We start from the raw sequence: 24863 nt of genomic DNA on the forward strand, positions 1-24863 counted from the left end.
GACCGCCGACCGAGAGGCCGGGGCCGCCCGTGGGGGTGCCGCGCCGTGGACTGCAACCGGGGAGGCGGGGCCGGGCTGGGCTGCGCGCGAGGGAGGAAGGTGCTGCACGTACTTCCAGCCCCTGCGAGCGAGGACATCGCCCTGCTCGTCGCCCGCACCGGGCTGTGATGGGCATCCCGCGTCCGGCGCGCCACTGTCACCCGGGGTCCGGTGCTCGGTGCTCGGTGCTCGGCGCCGCACTCGGTCCCCGTCGTCGGGCTGAGCCGCATCCCTCACCCGCTGCTCTTTCCTGACCCGCGGCTCGCAGACGCCCGTCGTGTGGTGGGGACCACTGGCGAGTTCCGCTCTCAGTCGGCGGCTACGGGTGGTGCGTGGGCGGGCGGACGTCGTAGCGTCTTGGTTAGCGGTGCTAGTTAAGAGTCTCGGAGGGTGTCGATCATGTCCGGTTCGTCCAAGCTGCCTCCCTTCGATCCCGTCGATCCCCTCGGCCTGGACGACCTGCTGGAGCCGGAGGATCTCGGGATCAGGGACACCGTGCGGGCCTGGGCCGCGGACCGGGTGCTGCCGTACGTCGCCGAGTGGTACGAGAAGGGGGAGCTGCCGGGGATCCGGGAGCTGGCCAAGGAGCTCGGCGGCATCGGCGCCCTCGGCATGTCCCTGGACGGATACGGCTGTGCCGGCGCGTCCGCCGTGCAGTACGGGCTCGCCTGCCTGGAACTGGAGGCCGCCGACTCCGGCATCCGTTCCCTCGTCTCGGTGCAGGGATCCCTCGCGATGTACGCGATCCACCGCTTCGGCAGCGAGGAGCAGAAGCGGCAGTGGCTGCCCCGCATGGCCGCCGGTGAGGTCATCGGCTGCTTCGGGCTCACCGAGCCCGACCACGGCTCCGACCCCGCCGCCATGCGGACCCATGCCAAGCGCGACGGCTCCGACTGGATCCTCAACGGCCGCAAGATGTGGATCACCAACGGGTCGGTCGCGGGCGTCGCCGTCGTGTGGGCGCAGACCGAGGACGGGATCCGCGGATTCGCGGTGCCCACCGAGAGCCGCGGCTTCTCCGCTCCCGAGATCAAGCACAAGTGGTCCCTCAGGGCCTCCGTCACCAGCGAGCTCGTGCTCGACGACGTGCGGCTGCCCGCCGACGCCGTCCTCCCGGAGGTCACCGGTCTGCGCGGACCCCTCAGCTGCCTGTCCCACGCCCGGTACGGAATCGTCTGGGGCGCCATGGGCGCGGCTCGCAGCAGTTTCGAGGCCGCGCTCGACTACGCGAAGTCGCGGGAGCAGTTCGGGCGGCCCATCGGCGGCTTCCAGCTCACCCAGGCCAAACTCGCCGACATGGCGGTCGAACTGCACAAGGGGATTCTGCTCGCCCATCATCTGGGGCGGCGTATGGACGCCGGCCGCCTGCGTCCCGAGCAGGTCAGCTTCGGCAAGCTCAACAACGTCCGGGAAGCGATCGAGATCTGCCGCACGGCCCGGACCATTCTCGGTGCCAACGGGATCTCGCTCGAGTACCCCGTGATGCGGCACGCGACCAACCTCGAGTCGGTGCTCACCTATGAGGGCACCGTCGAGATGCACCAGCTCGTGCTGGGCAAGGCGCTCACCGGACTCGATGCCTTTCGGTAGGCCGGTCCGGTCAACCCTGCGCGGGGGCAGGGCCGGTGAGCGGCCCTGCCTCAGCTCTGGTTGAAGAAGCCGTCCGTGCGGTGCCCGGCCGGATCGCCGTTGACGATCTCCGTGTTGGCGGGGGTCAGCAGGAACACGCGCGTCGACACTCTCTCGATCGAACCGCGCAGGCCGAAGATCAGCCCGGCCGCGAAGTCGACCACGCGCTTGGCGTCGGAGGCCTCCATGGCCGTGAGGTTCATGATGACCGGCACGCCCTCGCGGAACAGCTCGCCGATGGCGCGCGCGTCCCGGAAGCTGTCCGGGGTCACCGTGCCGATGCGGCGGCCCTTCTCCTCGGCGACGTCCGAGGCCACCTTGACGCGCGGATCGGTGACCCAGGCCTCCCCGGGCTCGTTTCCGTCGGAGTAGTCGTCGTCGTCGTAGTAACGCTCGTCTTCGTTGTCGTCGACGAGGCCAAGCCAGGCACTTGCCTTGCGTACCGATCCCATGGACGCCTCCTCTCACAGCGGTCTTTCTGCTTTCCGCATCCCTATGGTCGTCCATGATGCGGATGGCGCGCCAAGTGGATAGACGCCGCACGGGGGGTTTGTGACGGTACTGGTGCACAGCGAATCCGTCGAGAGTCCGTGTGTCCCAAGGGCCGTTTCCCAAACGGCTGCTGACTGTGAGTGAAATATGATTCTTCTCGGCGTACGGGTGACGGCCGGGGCGTACGGGTGAATGGGCGGGCCGATACGATGCCGCAGCTCAGCGTCGTCACGAAGCCCGGGGGAGCGTTGTGTTCGGAATCGTCAGGCCCTGTAGGCACCGGCTCGGAGAGAAGCTCACAAGCCAGTGGATGGCGCATTTGTGCGGGCTCTGCCTCGCGCTGCGCGGTGACCACGGGCAGTTCGCCCGGATCGTCACGAATTACGACGGGCTTCTGGTCTCTGTTTTGACGGAGGCTCAGGCGGAGAGCGACGGAAGCGGCCGGCGTACGGCCGGGCCGTGCGCGCTGCGCGGCATGCGCACCGCCTCCGTCGCGCACGGCGAGGGAGCCCGGCTCGCGGCGGCCGTGTCCCTGGTGCTGGCCTCGGCGAAGGTGCGCGACCACGTCACCGACGGTGACGGACTGTTGGCCCGCAAATCGGTGGCGCGGGCCGCGCGCCGGGTCGCCATGAGCTGGGACACAGCCGGTGCCCGGACCGGCACCGCTGTGGGATTCGACACCACGCTCCTGGTCGACGCCGTGGACCGGCAGGCCGGAATCGAGGCGCTGGCCGGGCCCGGGACGCCGCTCCTCACGGTCACCGAGCCGACCGAGACCGCGACCGCCGCGGCCTTCGCGCACACCGCGGTCCTCGCCGGCCGGCCGCAGAACGCCGGGCCGCTCGCCGAGGCAGGGCGGCTCTTCGGGCGGCTCGCGCACCTGCTGGACGCCGTGGAGGACCTGCACACCGATGCCGCGTCAGGCGCCTGGAACCCGATCGCCACGACCGGCACCTCCCTGATGGAGGTCCGGCGGCTCGCCGACGACGCGGTGCACGGCGTGCGGCTCGCACTGCGCGACGCCGAGTTCACCGATGCGCGGCTCGTGCATCTGCTGTTCGTGCATGAACTGCGGCGCTCGGTCGACCGGACGTTCGGCACGGTGCCGGTGTGCGCCTCCCACCAGGGCGGTGGGCCCCACGGGCACCAGGGACCGCACGGGCAGCAGTCGCAGGGGCCTTACGGGCAGCAGCCCCAGGGCCCCTACGGCTCCCCGCAGCACCCGTACGCGGGCGGTGGCGGGAATCCGTACGCCGGTGGGGGCGGGGCCTACGGCGGTGACGGATTCGGCGGCGGTTTCGGTGGAGGCGGTTTCGGCGGGGGAGCTCCGGCACCTCAGCCGCCCCGCCGGCGTGGGTTCTGGGCCGGCTGCGGGATGTTCTGGCTGCTGTGCTGCACCTGCAAGCTGTGCTGCGCCAAGGAGTACGAGGGGCCGTGGTCCCGCAAGAAGCGCGAGGGCGTCTGCCGGGACTGTGACTGCGACGGGTGCGACTGCTGCTGTCCCTGCGACGGCTGACCCGTTTGCGACGGCTGACCCGCCTGCGGCTGCCGACCCTGTGACGGCAGGCCCGCCCGGTGCGGCAGGGTCGCCCGTATGACGACGGACGCTTCCGGGGACTGGCAGCGGTGGCACGAGCGGCGCGTCGCGGCGGTGTCGGCGCCGTGCGGACCGCTCGCGCTCATCGGCACCCTCCCCCAGTGCTTGAACGGCCTGGGGCACCCCCAGGCTCGAGGACTATCCGGACGGTCGACTTCCGGGCATCCCCGGGTCCTGGCGGGCCGGCGGCGACGCGGTCGTGCTGACCGCCGCCGAGGCGGACGGTCTCACCGTGGACGGGCAGTCCTTCGGCGGCGAGGTGCGGCTCGCGGCAGACCCGGGGCCCGCGAGCGCGGCCCGGGTGGCGTACGGGGAGCGGCGGCTGGTCGTGCTGGTGCGTGAAGGGGCGTGGGGCGTGCGGGACTTCGACCCGGAATCCTCCGCACGCCGGGCGTTCGGGGGACTGCGTGTCACGCTGTACGACCAGCGCTGGGCGGTGCCGGGGCGTTTCACGCCCTACGGCACCGGGCGTACGGTCCGGGTGGCGAACGCCGACGGGCGGGAGCGCGGGCTCGGGCTCGGGCTCGGCGGGGAACTGGCCTTCGCACTGGAAGGGCGGGAGCTGAGCCTTCAGGTGTCGCTCCAGGACGACGGCTCGCTGTGGGCCGTGTTCGCCGACGCCACCAGTGGGAGGGGCAGTTACCGCTTCCGGTTCCTGCGCCCCGCCGCGCCGGACGCCGACGGGCTTACGACGGTGGACTTCAACCGCGCGCTGCTGCACGCCGTGCGCCTTCGCCGATCACTTCGTCTGTCCCTTCCCGCCACCGGGGAACACGCTGGACGTCGAGGTGGCGGCGGGGGAGCGCACGCCTTCGTGACGGTGGGGCGGGGGTACGGGAGCCGGCCAGGAGCCGCTTCGTAAAGAACCGTCAAAGGTTGAAGTCCGAAAGGCACTCTTGCGCCGACCGGCCGTTCGGCCGAATACTCCCCCTCAGCGCTTGTCAGGGGCACGGCGTGTTCGGAATCCGGACAGCCGGTCCCAGGCTGCGCCTCACGGGCCCGAAACCCCACGAGGGCCCCCGACTTCCTTTGTGGAGGAACGAAAAGTGAGGATCAAGCGCACCACCCCTCGCAGTGGCATTTCGAGACGGACCCGGCTGATCGCCGTTTCCACCGGCCTCGTTGCCGCCGCAGCGATCGCGATCCCCAGCGCGAACGCTTCCGACACCCCCACCACCTTCAGCGCCGCTGAGCTCAAGAGCGCCAGCGGTTCCTTGATGAAGGCCGACATCCCGGGCACCGCCTGGGCCGTCGACGGCAAGAACAACCGGGTGCTCCTGACCGTGGACAGCACGGTCACGCAAGCCGAGATAGCGAAGATCAAGCAGCAGGCCGGCGCCAACGCCGACGCGCTCACGATCAAGCGCACCCCCGGCAAGTTCAACAAGCTCATCCAGGGCGGCGACGCCATCTATGCGAGTAGCTGGCGCTGCTCCCTCGGCTTCAACGTCCGTGCCAGCAACGGCACCGAGTACTTCCTGACCGCCGGTCACTGCACCGACGGCGCGGGCACCTGGTACTCCAACTCCGGCCGCACCACGGTCATCGGCTCGACCGCCGGCTCCAGCTTCCCGGGCAACGACTACGGCCTCGTGCGCTACAGCGGGTCCGTCAGCCGTCCCGGTACCGCGAACGGCGTGGACATCACGCGCGCGGCCACCCCGAGCGTGGGCACCACCGTCATCCGCGACGGCTCCACGACCGGTACGCACAGCGGCCGTGTCACGGCCCTGAACGCCACCGTCAACTACGGCGGCGGGGACATCGTCTCCGGCCTGATCCAGACCACCGTCTGCGCCGAGCCCGGTGACTCCGGTGGTTCGCTCTACGGCAGCAACGGCACGGCGTACGGTCTGACCTCCGGCGGCAGCGGCAACTGCTCCTCCGGTGGTACGACGTTCTTCCAGCCCGTCACGGAGGCCCTGAGCGCCTACGGCGTCAGCGTCTACTAGGCCCCCGGCGGCAGTTCGCGGCACTTTCACGGTTCATGGCCCCCGCACGCATCGCGTGCGGGGGCTTCGTACTGGTCGCGGGGTTTTGGGCTGCGGGTGGCGTCCCTTCGAACCGGCCGTCAGGGGGGGCGAATTTCAGCCACGTGTAGACCTCACAGAGTGGGCACACATTACTCGCGCGTAATGTTTGCAGTGTGAACGCGCGGGAGTTGGGTCCGATTTGATCGTGGACGGTCAATATGGGAGGGCGTGCGAAGCGCTGTCTACGCGCGTCTCGAACTCACCCTTGTGTGCTCCCCGTTGTCCTCGGAATAGTGGTCGCTCGTCAACGAAGCCTTCCGGCCCCTGAGGTCCCCACAACCTCTCGCGCCGACCCCCCACAGGAGGACAGAAGTTGAAGCACCGACGCATACCCAAGCGGCGTGCAGCCGTGGCAGGTGCGGGCATCGCCGCACTGGTCGCCGCGGGAGTGACGTTCCAGACCGCGAACGCCAGTGAGAGCCCTGAGGCGTCCGCACCCCGGACCCTGTCGGTCACGGCGGCCGGAAAGCTCGCCTCGACGCTGGCCGAGGACCTGGGCGGCGACGCGGCCGGGACCTACTACGACACCAAGAGCAAGAGCCTCGTGGTGAACGTGCTCGACGAGGCCGCCGTGCAGGCCGTCGAGAAGGCCGGCGCCAAGGCGAGAGTCGTGGCGAACTCCCTCGCCGAGCTCAAGAGCGCCCGCAGCACGCTGAAGCAGGACGCGACCATCCCGGGCACCGCCTGGGTGACCGACCCGACGACGAACAAGGTCGTCGTGACCGCCGACCGCACGGTCTCCAAGGCCGAGTGGGCGACGCTGACGAAGGTCGTGGACGGGCTCGGCGCGAAGGCCGAACTCAAGCGGTCGAAGGGGGAGTACAAGCCCTTCATCGCCGGTGGCGACGCGATCACCGGTGGCAGCGGGCGCTGCTCGCTGGGCTTCAACGTGGTCAAGGGCGGCGAGCCGTTCTTCCTGACCGCCGGGCACTGCACCGAGGGCATCTCCACGTGGTCGGACTCCAGCGGCAAGGAGATCGGCACCAACGCGGACTCCCAGTTCCCGGACAACGACTACGGGCTGGTCAAGTACACCGCGGAGGTTGCTCACCCGAGTGAGGTGAACCTGTACAACGGGTCCACCCAGAAGATCTCGGGTGCGGCGGACGCGACCGTCGGCATGGCGGTCACCCGGAGCGGGTCGACCACGCAGGTGCACGAGGGCAAGGTCACCGGCCTGGACGCCACCGTGAACTACGGCAACGGCGACATCGTGAACGGGCTGATCCAGACCGACGTGTGCGCGGAGCCGGGTGACAGTGGCGGGTCGCTGTTCTCGGGCGACAAGGCGGTCGGGCTCACGTCCGGTGGCAGCGGTGACTGCACCTCGGGCGGGGAGACGTTCTTCCAGCCGGTGACCGAGGCGCTGTCGGCGACCGGGACCGAGATCGGCTGACGCTCGGAGTTTGTGGAGCCCCGCCCCTTGTGAGGGGTGGGGCTTTCCGCTGTGTGAGGCGGGCTGTGTGTGGGTGCGCGTTTGCTTCGTCTGGCGCCGGGTGGGGGTGCGCGTTCGTTTCGCCTGACCGTGGGGTGTGGGTCGGGGCCGCGCCGGGGGGTGTCCGTCCTCGGAACGGCGCGATGAGGTCGGACGCCGACTGACTCCCCGGTGACGCGCCAACCGCTGCGGGCGGACACCCCCCGGCACGACCCCTTCTCGCCGTACGCGGGTGCGGGTCGTCGTTGGCTGAGTTACGTCGTGTTTGTGCGCTTTCGCACCCTGGCCGCCGCCATGGTGATCGCCGTTCCCGCCGCTGCCCATGCCGCCAGTACGAGGAGGGGACCGGTCATCGCGTTGTTGTCGAAGTAGGCGATGGAGCGTGCCGACCAGGTGCCGGCGCCGGGGGGCAGGGCCGGGCCGATCGCCTTCCAGAAGGGCGGGAGGAGGGGTGGGGGGAGGGCGCCGCCCGCGCTGGGGTTGCCGAGGATGACCACCAGCAGGATGACCAGGCCGATGCCGATCGTGCCGAAGACGCCCTGGAGGGCGAGGGTGGCCGCGCCCACGGCGAAGATGATCAGGGTGCCCAGGCCCCAGAGGGCGGCGGTGCTGCCCGGCAGGGCGTCCAGGATCGGGCCGGTGATGAGGGCTCCGCCGAGACCGCCGGCGATCGCGACAAGGGCCATGACCGCCAGGCGGATCGCGGCGCGGGTGGGGTTGGAGGGTTTCGCCCCGGCGCTGATGGCCAGGGCCGCGGCGCCCAGATAGCCGCCCACGCACCAGCCGATCACCAGGTAGAAGGACGAGAGTCCGTTGGGGTCGTGGGAGGCGGACGGGATCACGTCGATCGTCCGGATCGTGCGCCGTTCGGACTTCTCCAGGGTGGTGACGAGGGCCGTCAGCGTGGTGGAGAGGACCCTGCCGCTGCCGGAGGCGACCAGGAGGGTGTCGGTCCTGCCCCGGGGGTCGATGATCAGGGCCGCGTCGATGTCCCGCTGGGTGAGCTGGGTCCGGGCCGTTGCCTCGTCGGGCAGGGCGCGGGGGTCCAGGGGGGAGCCGGGGAGGCGTTCGAGTCGGGTGACCGCCTGTGCGGCCGCGGCCTGGGGGGCGACGAGACCGAAGGGCACGTCCTTGGGTTTCGGGTCGTGCAGCGCTCCCACGTACGAGGCGATGAACAGCAGCTGGAGCGCGATCACGCCGACGATGAGCAGGGTGGCCCGCGGGGTGACGGCGTCTCTCACCTCGGCGAGGAACGAGCTGTGCGGCATGCCCTCCACGGTCGGGGGTTCTGGGGTGTTTCCGCAGGTGGGGCGGGGCCGAATGGATGTCGCACATACATTCGAGGATGGGGGTATGGTGGGGGTGAGGCAGTTGGGAACAGATGTTCGAGAGCTGGTGTGGCTCACGAGTGCGGGAGGTGCGTGTGCCGGGGTTCACGCATCTGCACACCGTCTCCGGATTCTCGTTGCGTTATGGAGCCTCGCACCCGGAGCGGCTGGCCGAGCGTGCCTCCGAGCGGGGGATGGACGCCCTCGCGCTGACCGACCGCGACACGCTCGCCGGCGCGGTCCGGTTCTCGAAGGCCTGCGGGAAAGCGGGGGTCCGGCCGCTGTTCGGGGCCGATCTGGCGGTGGCGGGTGTGGCGCCCTCGGTCGAGCGTCGGCGGCGGACCCCGGTGCGGGGTGGTGCCTTTGTCGACGAGTCGGCTCCCCGCGTGACCTTTCTCGCCCGGGACGGTGCCCGGGGGTGGGGGGAGCTGTGCCGGCTCGTCTCGGCTGCCCATGAGGCGGAGGGGACGCCCCTGCTGCCCTGGGGGCGCCATCACGCCGAGGGGCTGACCGTGCTGCTCGGGCCCGCGTCGGATGTCGGGCGGGCCCTGGCCGCCGGGCGGCCCGACCGTGCGGCGCGGCTGCTCGCGCCCTGGCGGGACGTCTACGGCGACGACCTGCGGCTGGAGGCCGTCTGGCACGGCCGGGAGGGTACGGGGCCGGGGTCGCTGCGGCTGGCCGCCCGTACCGTCGGGTTCGCCGCCGAGCAGCGCATCCGGCCCGTGCTCAGCAACGCGGTGCGGTACGCCGACCCGGGTCTCGGGCCGGTCGCCGACGTGCTGGACGCCGCCCGGCGGCTGGTGCCCATCGACCCGGCCAAGGGGCTGGACTCCGGTGCGGCCTGGCTCAAGGGCGCCGGGGACATGGCCGCGGTGGCGGAGCGGGTCGTGGAGGCCGCGGGGTTCCGGCGGGAGACCGCTCACCGGCTGGTGGAGCAGACGCAGGCCACGGCTGCCGAGTGTCTGGTCGACCCCGAGGACGATCTCGGGATCGGCACCGTCCACTTCCCCGAGCCGCATCTGGTCGGCGCGGGACGCCGCACCGCCCAGCGGACGCTGGCCTCGCGGGCGGCGGCCGGGATGGTGCTGCGCGGCTACGACCGGCGGCGGGAGTACTGGGAGCGGATGCACCACGAGCTGGACATCATCGCCCACCACGGATTCGCCTCCTACTTCCTGACCGTCTCCCAGGTGGTGGAGGACGTACGGACGATGGGCGTCCGGGTCGCCGCCCGCGGGTCCGGGGCCGGGTCGCTCGTCAACCATCTGCTCGGTATCGCGCACGCCGATCCGATCGAGCACCGGCTGCTGATGGAACGCTTCCTGTCGAAGGAGCGGGTCGTGCTGCCCGACATCGACATCGACGTGGAGTCCGCGCGCCGGCTGGAGGTCTACCGCGCGATCATCGACCGGTTCGGCACCGAGCGGGTCGCGACGGTCGCGATGCCGGAGACGTATCGCGTGCGGCATGCGATCCGGGACGTGGGGGCCGCCCTGTCCATGGACCCGGCCGAGATCGACCGGGTGGCCAAGTCCTTTCCCCATATCCGGGCGCGGGACGCCCGCGCGGCGCTGGAGGAGCTGCCCGAGCTGCGCGCGCTGGCCGGGGAGAAGGAGAAGTACGGGAGGCTGTGGGAGCTGGTCGAGGCGCTGGACGCACTGCCGCGCGGGGTGGCCATGCACCCGTGCGGGGTGCTGCTGTCGGATGCCTCGCTGCTCGCGCGTACGCCGGTCATGCCGACCAGCGGCGAGGGCTTTCCGATGGCGCAGTTCGACAAGGACGACGTCGAGGACCTCGGGCTGCTGAAGCTCGATGTGCTGGGTGTGCGGATGCAGTCGGCCATGGCGCACGCGGTGGGGGAAGTGGAACGGGTGTCGGGGGTGAGGGTCGATCTGGACGCCCTGCCGCCGGGGGATCCGGAGACGTACCGGCTGATCCAGTCCACCGAGACGCTCGGGTGCTTCCAGATCGAGTCGCCCGGTCAGCGGGATCTGGTCGGGCGGCTCCAGCCGGCCACGTTCCACGACCTCGTCGTCGACATCTCGCTGTTCCGGCCCGGGCCGGTCGCCGCCGACATGGTGCGGCCGTTCATCGAGGCGCGGCACGGGCGGGCGCCGATCCGGTATCCGCACCCTGATCTGGAGGGGCCGCTGCGGGACACGTACGGGGTCGTGGTCTTCCATGAGCAGATCATCGACATCGTCGACATCATGACCGGCTGCGGGCGTGGTGAGGCGGACCGGGTGCGGCGCGGGTTGTCGGACGTGGAGTCGCAGGCGCGGATCAAGGTGTGGTTCGCGCAGCACGCGGCGGCCCGGGGGTATGACGCGGAAACGATTCAGCGGACCTGGGAGATCGTCGAGGCCTTCGGCAGCTACGGCTTCTGCAAGGCGCACGCGGTCGCTTTCGCCGTGCCGACGTACCAGTCGGCGTGGCTGAAGGCGCATCACCCCGCCGCGTTCTACGCCGGGCTGCTGACGCATGATCCCGGGATGTACCCGAAGCGGCTGCTGCTGGCGGACGCGCGGCGGCGGGGGGTGCCCGTGCTGCCGTTGGACGTGAACGCGTCGGGAGTCGCACACCGTATCGAACTGGTGTCCGGTAAATGGGGGCTGCGGCTGGCGCTCTCCGATGTGCACGGCATCAGCGAGGCCGAGGCGGCGCGGATCGCCGAGGGGCAGCCGTACGACTCGCTGGTCGACTTCTGGGAGCGGGGCCGGCCCAGTCGTCCGCTGGCACAGCGGCTCGCGCAGGTGGGAGCGCTGGACGCGTTCGGCGCCAACCGCCGTGATCTGCAACTGCATCTGACCGAGCTGCACCGGGGGGCCCGGGGCGGGGGCGGCGGCCAGTTGCCGTTGGCCGGGGGGCGCAGGACCGCGCCGGCCGGGCTGCCCGACCTCACCTCCTCGGAGCGGCTCAGCGCCGAGCTCGGAGTGCTGTCCATGGACGCCTCGCGCAATCTGATGGACGACCACCGTGCCTTCCTCGACGAGTTGGGCGTCGTCTCGGCGCGGCGGCTGCGCGAGGCACGGCACGGGGAGACCGTGCTGGTCGCGGGCGCCAAGGCGGCCACCCAGACGCCGCCGATCCGGTCCGGCAAGCGCGTCATCTTCTCCACCCTGGACGACGGCACGGGCCTGGTCGACCTCGCCTTCTTCGACGACTCCCACGACGCCTGCGCCCACACCGTCTTCCACTCCTGGCTGCTGCTGGTGCGTGGGGTGGTGCAGCGCCGCGGCCCGCGCAGCCTCAGCGTGGTGGGCGCCGCCGCCTGGAACCTCGCGGACCTGCTGGAAGTGCGCCGGGAGGAGGGGCTGGAGGGGGTCGCGGCCCGGCTGGCCGGCTCCGGCCCCGGTGCTTCCGGCGACGGCGGCTCCGGCGAGGAGGGTTCCGGCGGCGACGGTTCCGGTGACGACGGTGAGGGGGCCGCGCGGCGGCGGCTCGCCGGGTCGGACGGCGCGCCCGCGCCGACGGGCTCCGCGGCCGAGGATCCGATGGAGCGGCGGAAGATCCGCATGTCCACGGGGTACGAGATGCACCCCTGGGCCGATCTGCGTCCGGCGGGCGAAGGGCCCGCGAACACAAGGAAGTTGTGGCATCAGAGTCCGGGGAGTGCGGGATGACCATCCTCTGCGTACGTTTCCAGCTGCCTCCGACGAGCGAGGCGGATCTGCCCCCTCTGCTCGGGATGCTCGAGGAGTTCACCCCCGTCGTCCAGGCCCTGCCACCGGACGGGGCGCTGGCCGATCTGCGTGGCGCCGAGCGGTACTTCCGGCGGGACGCCGTCGAACTGGCCTCGGTGATCCGGGTGCGGTCGCTCGCGCTGCACGGCGTCGACTGCGTGATCGGGACCGGGCCCGGGCCGATGCTGGCCCGCATGGCGCTGGACGACGCCGCCCCCGGGGTGACGCGTACGGTGCCCGGCGAGCCGGACGCCATCGCGGAGTTCCTCGCGGACAAACCCGTCGCCGCACTGCCCGGCGTGGGCACCGCGACCGCCCGCACGCTGGGCGACTACGGCCTCGACACCCTCGGCCGGGTCGCCGCCGCACCGCTGTCCACACTGCAACGGCTGATCGGCGCGAAGCCCGGCCGTGAGCTGCGCGAGAAGGCGAACGGCGTCGACCGCGGCCGGGTCGTGTCGAACGCCGTCTCCCGGTCCCTCGCGACGGAACGCCCCTTCGGACGCGACGAGCTGGACCCGGAGCGGCACCGCCGGGCGCTGCTGTCGGCCGCCGAGGAGATCGGTGCCCGGCTGCGCGCCCTGGAGAAGGTCTGCCGCACGCTCACCCTCACCGTGCGCTACGCCGACCGGTCCGCCACCACCCGCAGCCGCACCCTGACCGAACCGACCGCGCACTCCCCGGCGCTGACCAGGGCCGCGTACGGCATGTACGAGGCGCTGGGACTCCAGCGGGCCCGGGTGCGGGCGATCGCCCTGCGCGCCGAGGGGCTCGACCCCGCCGACCGGGCCTCCCACCAGCTGACCTTCGACCCGGTGGACGAGAAGGTCCGCCGCATCGAGGAGGTCGCGGACCAGGCGCGGGCGAAGTTCGGGCCCCGGGCGGTGATGCCCGGGGGACTAGGGGGGCGGGCGGCGTAGCTCCCTCCCTGTGACGTCAGTTGGCCCACGGCGGCACGATGCGGGTGCCGTCGGCCAGCCGTGCCTCCAGGCCGATGGAGGTGGTGACCCAGGAGTACGCGGTCCGGCTGGTCGGGTTCTCGACGGTCAGGGTGGCGCCGGGGTTGATGATCACCGTGTCGCCCGCGGCGATCCGCTCGGTGCGGCCGTCGAGGGTGATCAGCAGCTCGCCGTCGAGCAGATGGAAGATCTCCTCCCGGCTGACCGTGTGCGCGGGCGCCTTGAGGCCGGCCGGGATCTCACCGCGCCAGGCGCACAGCTCCTTGCTGCCGCTGCCCGGGGTGGCGTACGAGACGAAACGGGCGCCGTGGATCTCGTGGACGACGGCTTCGGACGATCGGACGATGGGCACGGTGCCTCCAAGTGGTCAAGTAGCTTGACTATATAGTCAAGCCGCTTGACCATCTCGTCAAGGGTGTTTCAATGCATGCGTGCAGAACTCCGAGGCCATGGCCCTCTCCGCAGCCCTGCTCGCCGTCGCCGGGGGGCTCACGCAACGCATCAATGACGGCGTGCTCGCCCGTGGCTTCGAAGGGGTGCGGCCCGCGCACGGCTTCGCCTTCGCCCGGCTCGCCCCGGACGGCGCCACGGTCACCGACCTCGCCGCCCACCTCGGGGTGACCAAGCAGGCCGCGAGCCAGCTCGTCGACGAGATGGTGCGCAAGGGGTACGTCGAGCGGCGGCCGCATCCCGAGGACGCGCGGGCGCGGCTGGTCGTGCTGACCGAGCGGGGATGGGGCTGTACGCGGGCCGCGGAGGAGGTGGCCGCGGAAGTCGTGCGGGAGTGGGGGGACCTGCTGGGGGAGCGGGAAGTGCGTTCGCTGGGGCGGCAGTTGCTGCGGATCGCTCCGCACGGGCCCATCCGGCCCGCCTGGTGAGGGCGTGCCGGCCGGGACCTGGAGCGCCGGTTATCACTGCAAGTTTTTACTGACGCGTAACTTCCCAGTTTGACTACCCGCCCGTAACTTGACGAGTGAACAGCATCCTCGTGATCCGGATCACAGGGCCCCGTGCCGTCGCATCCCCCTTGAGCCGCAAGGAGATCACTCGATGCTGCCCTGGAAACGCGTCCTCAGACCCCTGTCCGCGCTGCTGCTGACCGCCGCCGCCCTCACCGTCCCCGCCACCACCGCCCAGGCCGCCGGTGCCCCGAGCTCCGGCTGGAACGACTACTCCTGCAAGCCGTCCGCCGACCATCCCCGCCCCGTCGTCCTCGTCCACGGCACCCTCGGGAACTCCGTCGACAACTGGCTGGGCCTCGCCCCCTATCTGAAGGTCCGCGGCTACTGCGTCTTCTCCCTCGACTACGGCCGGCTGGAGGGCGTCCCCTTCTTCCACGGCCTCGGCCCCGCGGAGAAGTCCGCCGGACAGCTGAAGGACTTCGTCGACAAGGTGCTCTCCGCGACCGGCGCGGCCGAGACCGACCTCGTCGGGCACTCGCAGGGCGGCATGATGCCCCGCTACTACCTGAAGTTCCTCGGCGGAGCCGCCAAGGTGAACGCCCTGGTCGGCATCGCGCCCAGCAACCACGGCACCGACCTGAACGGTTTCACCGAGCTGCTGCCCTACTTCCCGGGCGCGGCGGACCTGCTGTCGAAGAACACCCCCGCCCTCGCCGACCAGGTCACCGGCTCCGCCTTCCTCACCAAGCTCAACGCGGGCGGCGACACCGTGCCCGGCGTGCGGTACACCGTCATCGCCACCAAGTACGACGAGGTGGTCACACCGTGGCGCAGCCAATACCTGAACGGGCCGGACGTGCGCAACGTCCTGCTCCAGGACCTGTGCTCCGTCGACCTGTCCGAGCACGTGGCCGTCGGGCTGCTCGACCGGGTCGTCTTCCATGAGGTGGCCAACGCCCTCGATCCGGGGCGCGCCACGCCCACCACCTGCCTTTCGGCCTTCGAATGACACGTGTCATCCGTTGGCGTGTCGCCCGCTGACACGTGCCACGGAAACGTTTCGGGGCCTGTCCGGCCTGAGCCGCCGGACAGGCCCCGGGTCATGGGGCGGTGGGGGGTCAGCGACCCTGCCGGCCGCCGCTCACCGTCCGGCGCCTGGCCGAGAGGAACAGCGCCGACGCGCCCAGTGCCAGCGCCGCCGCGCCGCCGACCGCGACGTAAGGGGTGGTGCTGTCACCGCCGGTCTCGGCGAGGTTCTCCGTGGCACCGGCCGCCTCGGGCCGGTTGGGCGCGGGCGCGGCGGTCTTCGGCCGGTTCGGCGTGCTCTCCTTCGGCGCCGCGGCCGGCTCCGCCGAGGTGCCGGGGTCGTTGTCACCGTGCCCGTGGTGCTCGACGGTCGACTTGGCGTTGCCGTCCTCGATCTGCTTCTCGCTGGGAGCGGAGGCGGACGGGGCCGGAGCGGCGACGCCTGCCGCACTGCCACGGCCGCCTGTCGCGCCGTCACCGCCGCCGAAGCTGACGTCCGAGCAGGAGTAGAACGCCTCCGGGCTGTCCGACCGCTGCCAGACCGCGTACAGCAGGTGCTTGCCGGAGCGCTGGGGCAGGGTGCCGGAGAAGGTGTAGAAACCGCCGGCGGCGTCCGGGTCGGTGGACGTCGCGACCGGCTTCGCGAGATCCAGGTCCTTCCAGGCGAGCGGCTTGGCCGGGTCGTAGCCGGGCTTGGTGATGTAGACCTTGAAGGTGCCCTTGTGCGGGGCCGTCACGCGGTACTTGAAGGTGTGCGAGCCGCTGCGGACGCCGGTCGCCGGCCAGTCGGCGCGGGGGAGGTCGAGCCCCTTGAACTCCGCGTTGTCCGCGCTGCAGAGCTTGCCGTCCGGTATGAGCTGCTGGTGCCGGCCGCCCGCGTCGCCGATGCGGATGCCGTTCCAGTCGTAGAGGGCCTGGGTGCCGCCCGCCGCGACCGCCGCCTTGCACGCGGCCGACTTCGGGCTCTCGGGGCCCTCGGCGTAGCACTGCGAGACCCGGCTGACCGGGTCGCCCATCGAACCGTGCGCGGCGGCCGGGGCCGCCGTCAGCGCGGTCAGGGCGAGCGGGAGGCTGCCGAGGGCTGCGACGGTGGCTACCTTGCGGCGTGCGGGCATGCGGGAACTCCTCGAAGCGGTGCATGGGACAGGTCCGGGCCCGGGTGCGCCGGATCCCGTGGGGTGGTCCGAAGCTAGCCCGTGAGGACCGGGAAATCGCCTGCTGAGGGCGGGTGGAGGAGATCCTTATGGCCCGCTTAAGGGAGTGTTCGGACTGGCATCAGGTAGGTACCGTCGCGGCATGGCAGACGAGGAGATCCGGCCGGCCGGGGTCGCCGACGTACCGGTCGTCGCGGACGTGATCGACGCGGCGTTCCGCCCCTACATCGAGCGCATCGGGCGGGTGCCGCAGCCCATGGAGGAGGACCATGCGGCGAACGTGGCCGCGGGCAAGGTGTTCGTGACGGGCGAACCCGTGACCGGGCTCGTCGTGGTCGAGGCGTTCGAGGACCATCTCTTCCTCGACATCATCGCCGTCCACCCCTCCGCGCACGGCGGGGGAGTGGGGCGGCGGCTGCTGCGGTTCGTGGACGCACACGCGCGTGCGCTCGGGCTGCCCGAGGTCAGGCTCTACACGAACGCGCTGATGTGGGAGAACCAGAAGATCTATCCGAGATACGGCTACGAACTGGTGGAGCGTCGCGTGGACGGGCCCTACGACCGCGTGCACTACCGCAAGCGACTGCTCTGACCCCTGCGGGCTGCTGCTGCGCGTCTCATGACCGGCACCGGCCGCTCAGGCGTCCGGCCACCAGGTGCGGGCGATGTCCTTGCGGACCTCCGGGCGCGCGACGGGGCGCTCGTCGGCCTCTTCGCGGACCCGGCGGACGTCCGTCTTCTTCAGGGGCTTCTGCACGGTCACACGGCGCATGGCGGCCTCCTTAAGGGTCTACCGGGTTCCGCGTTCTCACGGAGGTAGACCTTTCGGGGGAGAGTTACTCATCGCTCCTGGTCTGTCAGTGGCGGCAGTCACGATTCGGGTGTCAGTGGCGGGTGTCACTCTTGGGCCCATGACGAACGTGGACTGGGACGCCGAGGCCGCCTCCTTCGACGAGGAACCGGACCACGGCCTGCGCGACCCCCAGGTGCGCCGCGCCTGGGCCGGACGGCTGCGCGGCTGGCTGCCCGGACGGGCGGGAGACGTCCTCGATCTCGGCTGCGGCACCGGCAGCCTGTCACTCCTCGCGTCCGAGCAGGGGCATCGGGTGACGGGTGTGGACCTCTCCCCGGCCATGGTGGCGCTCGCCCGCGAGAAGCTCGCCGGGCGTGACGCGGTGTTCCTCGTCGGTGACGCGGCGGTACCGCCGGTCGGGGAAGAGCGCTTCGACGCCGTGCTCGTCCGGCACGTCCTGTGGGCCCTGCCCGACCCCGGCCGCGCCCTGCGGCACTGGCGCGGGCTGCTGCGGCCGGACGGCAGACTCGTGCTGGTCGAGGGCGTGTGGGGCGGCATCGAGCCGGTCGGCATACCGGCCGAGCGGCTCACCGCGCTGCTCGGCCCGATCGCCGGACCGGTGCGTGTGGAGCGGCTCTCGGACGACCCGCTGCTGTGGGGCGGGGAGGTGACGGACGAGCGGTACGCGGTGGTCGCCGAGGTCCGCCCGTCAGGCCAGGAGCGCGGTGAGCCCGCCGCCCCGGGCCAGTGACTCCAGTTCGTCGAGCGCGGCCAGGGCGGCCCGCGCCGCCTCCGGATCCGACGCGCCGAGGCCGCTCTCGGCGAACTCGTCCTCGTCCAGGCGCCGTACGTCCGTGCCGTCCGCGGAGCGCCACAGATCCAGGTCGAGATCCTCCACCACCAGCTCCGCACCGGAGCGCCGAGCCGGGCGGGTGACGTCGCAGTACCAGCCCTTCAGCGCGCCCGTGGCGGAGCGGACCTCCTTCACCGCGTACCAGCGGTCGCGCCAGTAGTACTCCGTGAAGACGTCCCCGGGCTCGAAGCGCACGAACCCGAAGTCGCGGACGCCCGAGCCGGCCCAGGGTGCGCGGACCGCCACGCGCGTGCCGTCGTCCGCCAGCAGCTCACCGGTGTAACGGATCTTCGTACGGCCCGCCTTGACGAGCACGACCTCCAGCTGCGGGGGCCGGTCAGCCGAGTTCGCGGACATGGCGCACTTCCTTCGCGCAGATCTCGTAGCCGAACCACTTGTTGATGGCGATCATCGGCTCGTTGCCGGTGTCGTTGCCGGTGAACGCCTCCGTGTATCCCGCCGCGCGGGCGCGGTGCAGGGAGTCGTTCTTGGCGAGCTTCGCCAGGCCCCGGCCGCGGAACTCCCGGGCGGTGCCGGTCATGGCGGTGCCGTAGCGGGAGTCGCCGTCGGTGTACGCCACGCTGAACGCGGCGGGGCGGCCGTCGACTACCGCGACCGTGGTCAGGTCGCGGTTCAGGAGCGGGTGCTTCCAGTGCTCCTCCAGCCAGGCCTCGTAGTCGGTGAACTCGACGTCGATGTCGCTCGGTTCGTCCGACGACGTCGCCGCGTCCAGTTCGAACACCGGGCGCGGGTCGTCCGCGAAGTCGGCGGCCGTGCGCAGCTCGACGCCGGAGGGGAGGTCCGCTCGGGGCGGCAGCGTGCCCGTCGCCAGGTCCAGGCGCAGGAACCAGGCGGAACGGCTGGCCCGGAACCCGTGGCGCTCGGCGAAGGCGCGGTTGTCCGGCTCGTCCAGCACCCAGGTGAACAGCTTCGTGACGCCCAGACGCCCCAGGCGCTCCTCGGCGGTGCGCAGCAGGAGCGAACCGGCGCCGCGGTTCCTGTGACCGGGACGCACATAGATGTTGGCGGAGCCCTGTCCGGGGTCCGGGCTGTCGTGGGCGACATGGACCTGGGCCGTGCCGATGATCTCGCCGTCCTCCTCGGCGACGAGCTGCCCGAAGTGGGCGTCCGGGTGGGCGTGCGTCAGGGTGTGCACCACCGACTCGGGCGTGGAGAGCATGTACGGAAGGGCGAGGCGGCGGGTGGTGGAGAAGCCCTCGGCGTCGGCCGGGACGTCGGGGCGCAGGTCACGCACGATCACGGTCATGGAGGCGCACGGTACGCGTGGAGGCGACCGGGGTGCCTCTCATTTTCCGCCGGGTGCGCGACAATCGGCCTGTGACCTTGAAGATCGACATCGACGACAGCGCCCCGCCCTACGAACAGGTGCGGGCGAGGATCTCCGAGCAGGCGCGGTCGGGTGCGCTGCCGGTGGGGTACCGGCTGCCGACCGTGCGGGGGCTGGCCGAGTCGCTGGGCCTCGCCGCGAACACGGTCGCCAAGGCGTACCGGGCGCTGGAGGCGGACGGGGTGATCGAGACGCGGGGCCGCAACGGCACGTTCGTGGCCGCCGCCGGCGCGGCGGCCGACCGCGAGCTGGCGTCGGCAGCCCAGGCCTACGCGGAGCGCGCCAGGAGGCTCGGGCTCGCGGAGGCCGATGCGCTGGCGGCGGTACGGGACGCCCTGCGGGCGGCTTACGGGAAGTAGGGCGTCGGGCTGCTGGTCGGGGTGGGCCTTGTGCGGGAGCGTCCGGCTGTGGGCCGGTGGGTTGTTCGCGCTCACGCGGCGGAGCCGCACATCGATACAGCCCCACGCCCCCAGGGCGACGCCCTCAAGGGGCGCGGGGAACTGCGCGACCGGCCGGAACGGCGCCGCAGCCGACTTACGGCCTTCCGCCGCACACCGTCGTGGCGAGCGCCGCCGCAGCGGAGAGGAAGGTCCGGTTCAGCCGGCCCGCGCCAGACGCTCGGGCGTCCGCGTGATGTCCAGCCCCGCAGACCTCCCCGCCCGTGCGAACGCCATCGCGTCCTCCACCGCCGCGCCGCCCGGGTCGTTGTTGAAGTACGCGTGGACGTCCTCGCCGTCGGACCAGGTCGTGGCGATGCGGTCGAGCCAGGTGGCCAGCGAGCGGCGGCCGTAGCGGGGCCAGGGCCGGGCACGGCCCTGGTGGAAGCGGACGTAGCCCCAGTCGGTGGTGCGCCACAGGGGTGTCGCGGGGCGGGCCAGGATGTCGGCCCAGCACAGGGCGGCGCGCCGCGACTCCAGGACGCGGCGGACCTCGGGTGTCCACCAGGAGTCGTGGCGCGGCTCGACCGCGACCCGGGTCGAGGCCGGGAAGCAGGCCAGGCACGCGTCCAGCAGGCCCGGGTCGGCGCGCAGGGTGGGCGGCAGCTGGAGCAGGACCGGGCCGAGCCGGTCGCCGAGGCCCGCCGCGTGGCTCATCAGACGGTGCACCGGCTCCTCGGGGTCCTTGAGCCGCTTGATGTGCGTCAGATAGCGGCTCGCCTTCACCGCCACGACGAAGTCCCCGGGCACCCGCCCCCGCCAGTCCTCGAACGTCTCGCGCGCGGGCAGCCGGTAGAAGGCGTTGTTGATCTCGACGGTGGCGAAGTGCCGCGTGTACTCCTCCAGCCAGAGCCGCATCGGCAGCCCGGACGGGTACAGGACGTCCCGCCAGTCCTTGTACTGCCACCCGGACGTGCCGACGAACAGGGTCATATCCCTATCAAAGCACCGGCGGCCGTGGAGCTCCTACAGATACAGCCCCGCGTCGACGCCCCCGCGCGGCTCCGGCAGGGACGTCGGGGACGTGCCCCGGCGCAGCGCGTACAGCTCCGCCAGCGTCGCGCCCTCGCGGCCGACGCCCTCCTCCTGCCCCAGCCAGGTCACCGCCTCGCGGCGGGTCAGCGGACCGACCTCGATCCGGGCGAGACAGCGGCCCGGGCGCACCACGGCCGGGTGCAGGCGCTCCAGGTCCTCGTTGGTCGTGACACCGACCAGGACGTTGCGGCCCTGCCCGAGCAGGCCGTCCGTCAGGTTCAGCAGCCTCGACAGCGCCTGCCCCGCCGTGTGCTTGGCCTCGCCGCGGATCAGCTCGTCGCAGTCCTCCAGGAGCAGCAGCCGCCAACGGCCCTTGCCCGTCGCGTCCTCCTCGCCGATGGCGATGTCCATGAGGTAGCCGACGTCGGAGAAGAGCCGCTCGGGGTCCAGGACGCAGTCCACCTGGCACCAGTCCCGCCAGGACCGGGCCAGCGTCCGCAGCGCCGACGTCTTGCCGGTGCCCGGCGGGCCGTGCAGCAGCAGGAGCCGGCCCGCGATGTCCTCGGGAGTCGTCTTCAACAGGCGGTCCATGGCATCCGCCACCGGCGCGGTGTAGTTGGGCCGGACCTCGTCCCAGGTGCCCGCCGCGATCTGGCGGGTGGTGCGGTGCGGACCCCGGCGCGGGGAGACGTACCAGAAGCCCATCGTGACGTTCTCCGGCTGCGGTTCGGGCTCGTCGGCCGCGCCGTCCGTGGCCTGGTCGAGGATCTTCTTCGCGAGTTCCTCGCCGGTCGCCGTCACCGTGACGTCGGCGCCCCGGTTCCAGCGGGAGACCAGCAGCGTCCAGCCGTCGCCCTCGGCGAGCGTCGCGCTGCGGTCGTCGTCCCGGGCGACGCGCAGCACCCGGGCGCCGGGCGGCATCAGCGTCGCCCCGGACCGCACCCGGTCGATGTTCACCGCGTGGGAGAACGGCTGCTCGCCCGTCGCGAAGCGGCCGAGGAACAGCGCGTCGACGACGTCGGACGGGGAGTCGGAGTCGTCGACGTTGAGCCGGATCGGCAGCGCCTCGTGCGGGTTTCCAGACATGCCGCCATGATCCGGCACGGGGACGCCGCGTGCACCCGGTTTCCAGGTGCACGCGGCATGTCGCCCCCGTGCAGGTCAGCGCATGGAGCGGGAGACCAGCCGGCGAGCCTGCCGAACCCTGCGGACGACGGCGTACCCCTTGGTCAGGGCACGGTCCCCGGCGAACGTACGGGCGATCGCGCGGCCCTCGACGACCCGCTCGAACTCCTCGATCTCCGTGCTGCGGCGCACCGTCACCCGCCGCAGCGCGTACGGCCCCTGCGCGCGCCGCGCGAGGCCGTTGCCGACGGCGAGGGCCTGGGCGTAGCCCGTCTCGCGCACCGCCTGCCGGACCCGGCGGCTGGAGTAGCCGTAGGGGTAGGCGAACGAGGCCGGGACGGTGCCCAGTTGGTCCGAGACGATCTCCTTGCAGTGGATCAGCTCGAACCGCAGGGTGGCGTCGGAGACCTGGTCGAGCTGCGGGTGGCTGTGGCTGTGCCCGCCGATCTCGACGCCCGCCGCGGCGAGTTCGCGGACCTGGTCCCAGTCCAGCATGGTGTCCAGGCCGCCCCCCGTGTCGTACGGCCCCCTGAGCCACCCGGTCGAGACGAACAGGGTGGCCGGGAAGCCGTGCTTGGCGAGGGCGGGGAGGGCGTGCCGGTGCACGCCCTCGTAGCCGTCGTCGAAGGTGATGAGGACCGGCCGCTCGGGCAGCGCGCGGCCGGAGCGCCAGCACGCCGCCAGTTGGGCCGTGGTGACCGGCGTGAGGCCCCGGTCGGCGAGCACCGCCATCTGCTCGGCGAACGCCTCCGGGGTCACCGACAGGGCGCGGGTCGCCTCGTTCGGGTCGGTCGCCACCGCGTGGTACATGAGGATCGGTACGCGTACGTCGGTGTCACTCACGGGCCGCCACCTCCACCTCGGGCACCCGGAACGTGGTCCCGCCCCGGCGCGCCCGGACGCTGCCGACGACGTAACCGCCCGCCGCCGTCAGCACCCCGGCCACGATCGCCCCCGCCCGGCCCGCACCGCCCGGCCGGGCCAGCAGGGCGTCCCGCAGTCCCCGGGCCACCCCGGCCGGCAGGACCCGCGTGGCGTACCGGCGTTCCGACTCCAGGCCCTTCTCGGCGCCGACGCTGCGCGCCACCAGGGCTTTGGAGAGGCCCTCGGCGTAGGCGCGGGTGCGGAAGTAGCGGAAGTGCTCGCGGATCTCGGGCACCCGGTGGTGGATCACCGCCCGGTCGTCGATCAGCAGCACGGCGTCGGGCCGGGCGCGGCTGAGGCGGATGCACAGTTCCGTCTCCTCACAGCCCAGCGGGCGTTTGTCGCCGTCCCTGCCGATGCCGGTGGCGAAGCCGCCCGCCGTGTCGAAGGCGCTGCGGCGGAACGAGGCGTTGCCGCCGAGCACGTTGCGCACCCGCACCCGGCCGCGCGGCAGGCCCCGGTACGTGCAGCCCACCACCCAGTCGAACTCCTCCGGGAACCAGTGCGGGCGCCGCCCCGAGGCCCAGACCGGCACCGTGCGCCCGCCCACCGCCATCACCCGCTCGTCGGTGTACGCCTCGGCGAAGTGCCGCAGCCAGTCGCGCTCGGCCACGGCGTCGTCGTCGAGGAAGGCCACGATCTCGCCGCGGGCCGCGGCGATGCCGGTGTTGCGGCCCGCGGACAGACCGCGGGGGCCCGCGTTGGCGAGCACCCGCACCACGGCATCGTCGGAGGACTCCTTGTACTCCTTGGCCAGCCGCTCCCGGAGCGTTTCGTTGTGATCGACGACCAGCAGTGTCTCCAGGGCCGGCCGCGACTGCGCGTGGACCGAGGAGACCGCGGCGAGGATGTCCTCCCAGCGGTCCTCGGTGTACGCGCAGATCACGACGGAGATGCCGGGACCGCTCAAGACACCTCTCCCCGCATCGCGGCCGGCATCGGCGAATGGGGCGAACGGCGGCGCAGCGCACGGCGGTTGGAGCGTTCCTGAAGGATCACCCGGAGTACGCGCAGGCCGTCCCGCACGGCCCGCAGATTGCTGACGCCGTGAATGCGGAGGTACTCGTGGCTCGGGATCTCCTGCACCCTGAGCCCGGCCTTGACGACGCGGATGTTCATCAGGGTCTCGACCTCGAAGCCGGTGCAGTCGAGGTCGATCTTGTCGAGGCAGTGCCTCCAGAACGCGTTGTAGCCGTAGCAGAGGTCGGTGTAGCGGGCGCCGAACTTGCGGTTGACGGCCGTGCACAGCGCCCAGTTGCCGAGCTTGCGGATGAAGGTCATGTCGTCGGTGCCGCCGCCGTTGGCGAAGCGGGAGCCCTTGGCGAAGTCCGCGCCGGAGACCAGGGCGGAGACGTAACTGAGGATCTCGCCCCCGTCCGCCGAGCCGTCCGCGTCGATCATCACGATGATGTCGCCGGTGCAGGCCTGGAACCCGGTGATCAGGGCGTCGCCCTTGCCCTTGCCGCGCTGTTCGACGACCTTCACCTCGGGCCACAGCTCGCGGGCCACCTGGACGGTGTTGTCGGTGGAGTTGCCGTCGACCAGGACCACTTCGTGGATCCAGTCGGGCAGTGTCTTGAAGACGTACGGAAGGTTCTCCGCCTCGTTCATCGCCGGGATGACCACGCTCACCGGCGGCGCTATGGCCAGGTGCGAGGAGACGGGCCGGTACTTCCCGGCGACCGGCGGATGCTGCTCCGCGGCGGCCGGCTGCAGAACTGAGCTCATGAGTCTGGTCCCTCTCGTCCGGTGGACCGCCCCCCCAGGGCAGTCCGGATCCAGTCCGGTTCGAAAGGGGGGTTCTCACTCGAGGCACGCCGACATGGAGCTTCGGGCACGCCGGGTGAGCTGGCAAAGCTGGCCGGCGGCGAAAACGGCAGCCGACCGCGCGGCACGGCCCGGAGACAGTTGCAGATCACCGAGCACGGCACCCCCCTACCGCGCCCCGCGCCGGTTCGTCGCGGTCCTTGAGCCCTCCCCTAGAGCCGCGTACTGACGGACCGATGCGGGTGAGATGTATGACGGTATTGACGATTGAACCCGTATGGCAAGACCTGGAACGGCCGTTCACGTTTTTGTTGGTTTGGCCGTTGCGTCAGGTGCCTTGCGCGACGCAAGTTGCACGTTCCCG

23 protein-coding genes and 1 pseudogene are annotated in these 24863 nt (G+C 71.8%); 12 read left to right on the forward strand and 12 right to left on the reverse strand.

Going from position 1 to position 24863, the window contains the following annotated elements; translation table 11 throughout:
* Positions 1–438: 438 nt before the first annotated feature.
* Positions 439–1629: an acyl-CoA dehydrogenase family protein gene (locus BJ965_RS30595; RefSeq protein ID WP_184913114.1), complete on the forward strand. Its 1191-nt coding sequence runs from the start codon at positions 439–441 to the stop codon at positions 1627–1629.
* A 50-nt stretch (positions 1630–1679) separates the two neighbouring features.
* On the opposite strand, the gene BJ965_RS30600 is transcribed toward BJ965_RS30595, so the two are convergent.
* Entirely contained in the window at positions 1680–2120 is a 441-nt protein-coding gene (locus tag BJ965_RS30600) for a cell division protein SepF (RefSeq protein WP_030850887.1), read from the reverse strand.
* A gap of 350 nt (positions 2121–2470) precedes the next feature.
* On the opposite strand from BJ965_RS30600, the gene BJ965_RS30605 reads away from it, so the two are divergent.
* The 4 genes and pseudogenes from BJ965_RS30605 (at position 2471) to BJ965_RS30620 (ending at position 7186) form a co-directional block, all read left to right on the forward strand.
* The gene (locus tag BJ965_RS30605; protein WP_184913116.1) at positions 2471–3676 is read left to right on the forward strand and encodes a DUF5685 family protein; all 1206 of its coding nucleotides are present in this window, start codon (positions 2471–2473) and stop codon (positions 3674–3676) included.
* Positions 3677–3754: 78 nt separating this feature from the next.
* Positions 3755–4575: pseudogene (locus tag BJ965_RS30610) on the forward strand (DUF1684 domain-containing protein).
* A 228-nt stretch (positions 4576–4803) separates the two neighbouring features.
* Positions 4804–5709 carry a S1 family peptidase gene (locus BJ965_RS30615; RefSeq protein ID WP_184913118.1) on the forward strand — a complete coding sequence of 302 codons (906 nt, stop codon included), beginning with the start codon at positions 4804–4806 and terminating at the stop codon, positions 5707–5709.
* Between the two features lie 394 nt (positions 5710–6103).
* Positions 6104–7186 carry a S1 family peptidase gene (locus BJ965_RS30620; protein ID WP_184913121.1) on the forward strand — a complete coding sequence of 361 codons (1083 nt, stop codon included), beginning with the start codon at positions 6104–6106 and terminating at the stop codon, positions 7184–7186.
* 293 nt (positions 7187–7479) lie between these two features.
* On the opposite strand, the gene BJ965_RS30625 is transcribed toward BJ965_RS30620, so the two are convergent.
* Positions 7480–8493, reverse strand: a complete 1014-nt coding sequence (locus BJ965_RS30625) for a DUF3533 domain-containing protein (protein ID WP_184913123.1) — start codon at positions 8491–8493, stop codon at positions 7480–7482.
* Positions 8494–8648: 155 nt separating this feature from the next.
* On the opposite strand from BJ965_RS30625, the gene BJ965_RS30630 reads away from it, so the two are divergent.
* Both BJ965_RS30630 and BJ965_RS30635 read left to right on the forward strand, forming a co-directional pair.
* A complete protein-coding gene (locus BJ965_RS30630) occupies positions 8649–12176 on the forward strand; it encodes a DNA polymerase III subunit alpha (RefSeq protein WP_184913125.1) in 3528 nt (1175 codons plus the stop codon).
* Positions 12173–13156 carry a DNA polymerase Y family protein gene (locus tag BJ965_RS30635; RefSeq protein ID WP_184913126.1) on the forward strand — a complete coding sequence of 328 codons (984 nt, stop codon included), beginning with the start codon at positions 12173–12175 and terminating at the stop codon, positions 13154–13156. The genes BJ965_RS30630 and BJ965_RS30635 overlap by 4 nt, the downstream gene beginning before the upstream one ends.
* Positions 13157–13172: 16 nt before the next feature.
* Here the strand turns inward: BJ965_RS30635 and BJ965_RS30640 are convergent, their stop codons facing one another.
* Positions 13173–13547: a cupin domain-containing protein gene (locus BJ965_RS30640; protein ID WP_184913129.1), complete on the reverse strand. Its 375-nt coding sequence runs from the start codon at positions 13545–13547 to the stop codon at positions 13173–13175.
* A 79-nt stretch (positions 13548–13626) separates the two neighbouring features.
* Between BJ965_RS30640 and BJ965_RS30645 the strand changes: the two genes are divergently transcribed.
* Positions 13627–14073 carry a MarR family winged helix-turn-helix transcriptional regulator gene (locus BJ965_RS30645; protein WP_184913131.1) on the forward strand — a complete coding sequence of 149 codons (447 nt, stop codon included), beginning with the start codon at positions 13627–13629 and terminating at the stop codon, positions 14071–14073.
* Positions 14074–14245: 172 nt separating this feature from the next.
* Positions 14246–15106 carry an esterase/lipase family protein gene (locus tag BJ965_RS30650; protein ID WP_184913133.1) on the forward strand — a complete coding sequence of 287 codons (861 nt, stop codon included), beginning with the start codon at positions 14246–14248 and terminating at the stop codon, positions 15104–15106.
* Between the two features lie 109 nt (positions 15107–15215).
* Here the strand turns inward: BJ965_RS30650 and BJ965_RS30655 are convergent, their stop codons facing one another.
* Positions 15216–16238: a lytic polysaccharide monooxygenase auxiliary activity family 9 protein gene (locus BJ965_RS30655; protein ID WP_184913135.1), complete on the reverse strand. Its 1023-nt coding sequence runs from the start codon at positions 16236–16238 to the stop codon at positions 15216–15218.
* Positions 16239–16419: 181 nt separating this feature from the next.
* Between BJ965_RS30655 and BJ965_RS30660 the strand changes: the two genes are divergently transcribed.
* A complete protein-coding gene (locus BJ965_RS30660) occupies positions 16420–16869 on the forward strand; it encodes a GNAT family N-acetyltransferase (protein WP_184913137.1) in 450 nt (149 codons plus the stop codon).
* 45 nt (positions 16870–16914) lie between these two features.
* On the opposite strand, the gene BJ965_RS39990 is transcribed toward BJ965_RS30660, so the two are convergent.
* On the reverse strand, positions 16915–17049 hold the full coding sequence (locus tag BJ965_RS39990; protein WP_281402949.1) for a hypothetical protein: 135 nt from the start codon (positions 17047–17049) through the stop codon (positions 16915–16917).
* A gap of 139 nt (positions 17050–17188) precedes the next feature.
* On the opposite strand from BJ965_RS39990, the gene BJ965_RS30665 reads away from it, so the two are divergent.
* Positions 17189–17821 carry a class I SAM-dependent methyltransferase gene (locus BJ965_RS30665; RefSeq protein WP_184913139.1) on the forward strand — a complete coding sequence of 211 codons (633 nt, stop codon included), beginning with the start codon at positions 17189–17191 and terminating at the stop codon, positions 17819–17821.
* On the opposite strand, the gene BJ965_RS30670 is transcribed toward BJ965_RS30665, so the two are convergent.
* Positions 17780–18280 carry a DUF402 domain-containing protein gene (locus BJ965_RS30670; protein WP_184913141.1) on the reverse strand — a complete coding sequence of 167 codons (501 nt, stop codon included), beginning with the start codon at positions 18278–18280 and terminating at the stop codon, positions 17780–17782. The two genes, BJ965_RS30665 and BJ965_RS30670, sit on opposite strands and share 42 nt — an antisense overlap.
* Positions 18261–19190: a GNAT family N-acetyltransferase gene (locus BJ965_RS30675; RefSeq protein WP_184913143.1), complete on the reverse strand. Its 930-nt coding sequence runs from the start codon at positions 19188–19190 to the stop codon at positions 18261–18263. The genes BJ965_RS30670 and BJ965_RS30675 overlap by 20 nt, the downstream gene beginning before the upstream one ends.
* A 71-nt stretch (positions 19191–19261) precedes the next feature.
* Between BJ965_RS30675 and BJ965_RS30680 the strand changes: the two genes are divergently transcribed.
* Complete coding sequence (locus BJ965_RS30680; RefSeq protein ID WP_184913146.1) at positions 19262–19630, forward strand: GntR family transcriptional regulator; 369 nt, start codon at positions 19262–19264, stop codon at positions 19628–19630.
* Between the two features lie 237 nt (positions 19631–19867).
* Here the strand turns inward: BJ965_RS30680 and BJ965_RS30685 are convergent, their stop codons facing one another.
* The 5 genes from BJ965_RS30685 to BJ965_RS30705 form a co-directional block, all read right to left on the reverse strand.
* A complete protein-coding gene (locus BJ965_RS30685) occupies positions 19868–20641 on the reverse strand; it encodes a DUF72 domain-containing protein (protein WP_184913147.1) in 774 nt (257 codons plus the stop codon).
* A 33-nt stretch (positions 20642–20674) separates the two neighbouring features.
* On the reverse strand, positions 20675–21769 hold the full coding sequence (locus BJ965_RS30690; RefSeq protein WP_184913149.1) for a DUF5925 domain-containing protein: 1095 nt from the start codon (positions 21767–21769) through the stop codon (positions 20675–20677).
* 75 nt (positions 21770–21844) lie between these two features.
* Positions 21845–22618 (reverse strand): polysaccharide deacetylase family protein, encoded by a 774-nt coding sequence (locus BJ965_RS30695; protein WP_184917685.1) that lies wholly within the window; start codon positions 22616–22618, stop codon positions 21845–21847.
* 25 nt (positions 22619–22643) lie between these two features.
* Positions 22644–23642, reverse strand: coding sequence for a glycosyltransferase family 2 protein (locus tag BJ965_RS30700; RefSeq protein ID WP_184913152.1), 999 nt, complete (start codon positions 23640–23642; stop codon positions 22644–22646).
* Positions 23639–24460, reverse strand: a complete 822-nt coding sequence (locus BJ965_RS30705; protein ID WP_184913154.1) for a glycosyltransferase family 2 protein — start codon at positions 24458–24460, stop codon at positions 23639–23641. The genes BJ965_RS30700 and BJ965_RS30705 overlap by 4 nt, the downstream gene beginning before the upstream one ends.
* Positions 24461–24863 lie beyond the last annotated feature (403 nt).

Source organism: Streptomyces luteogriseus (assembly GCF_014205055.1).
GTDB classification, from domain to species: domain Bacteria; phylum Actinomycetota; class Actinomycetes; order Streptomycetales; family Streptomycetaceae; genus Streptomyces; species Streptomyces luteogriseus.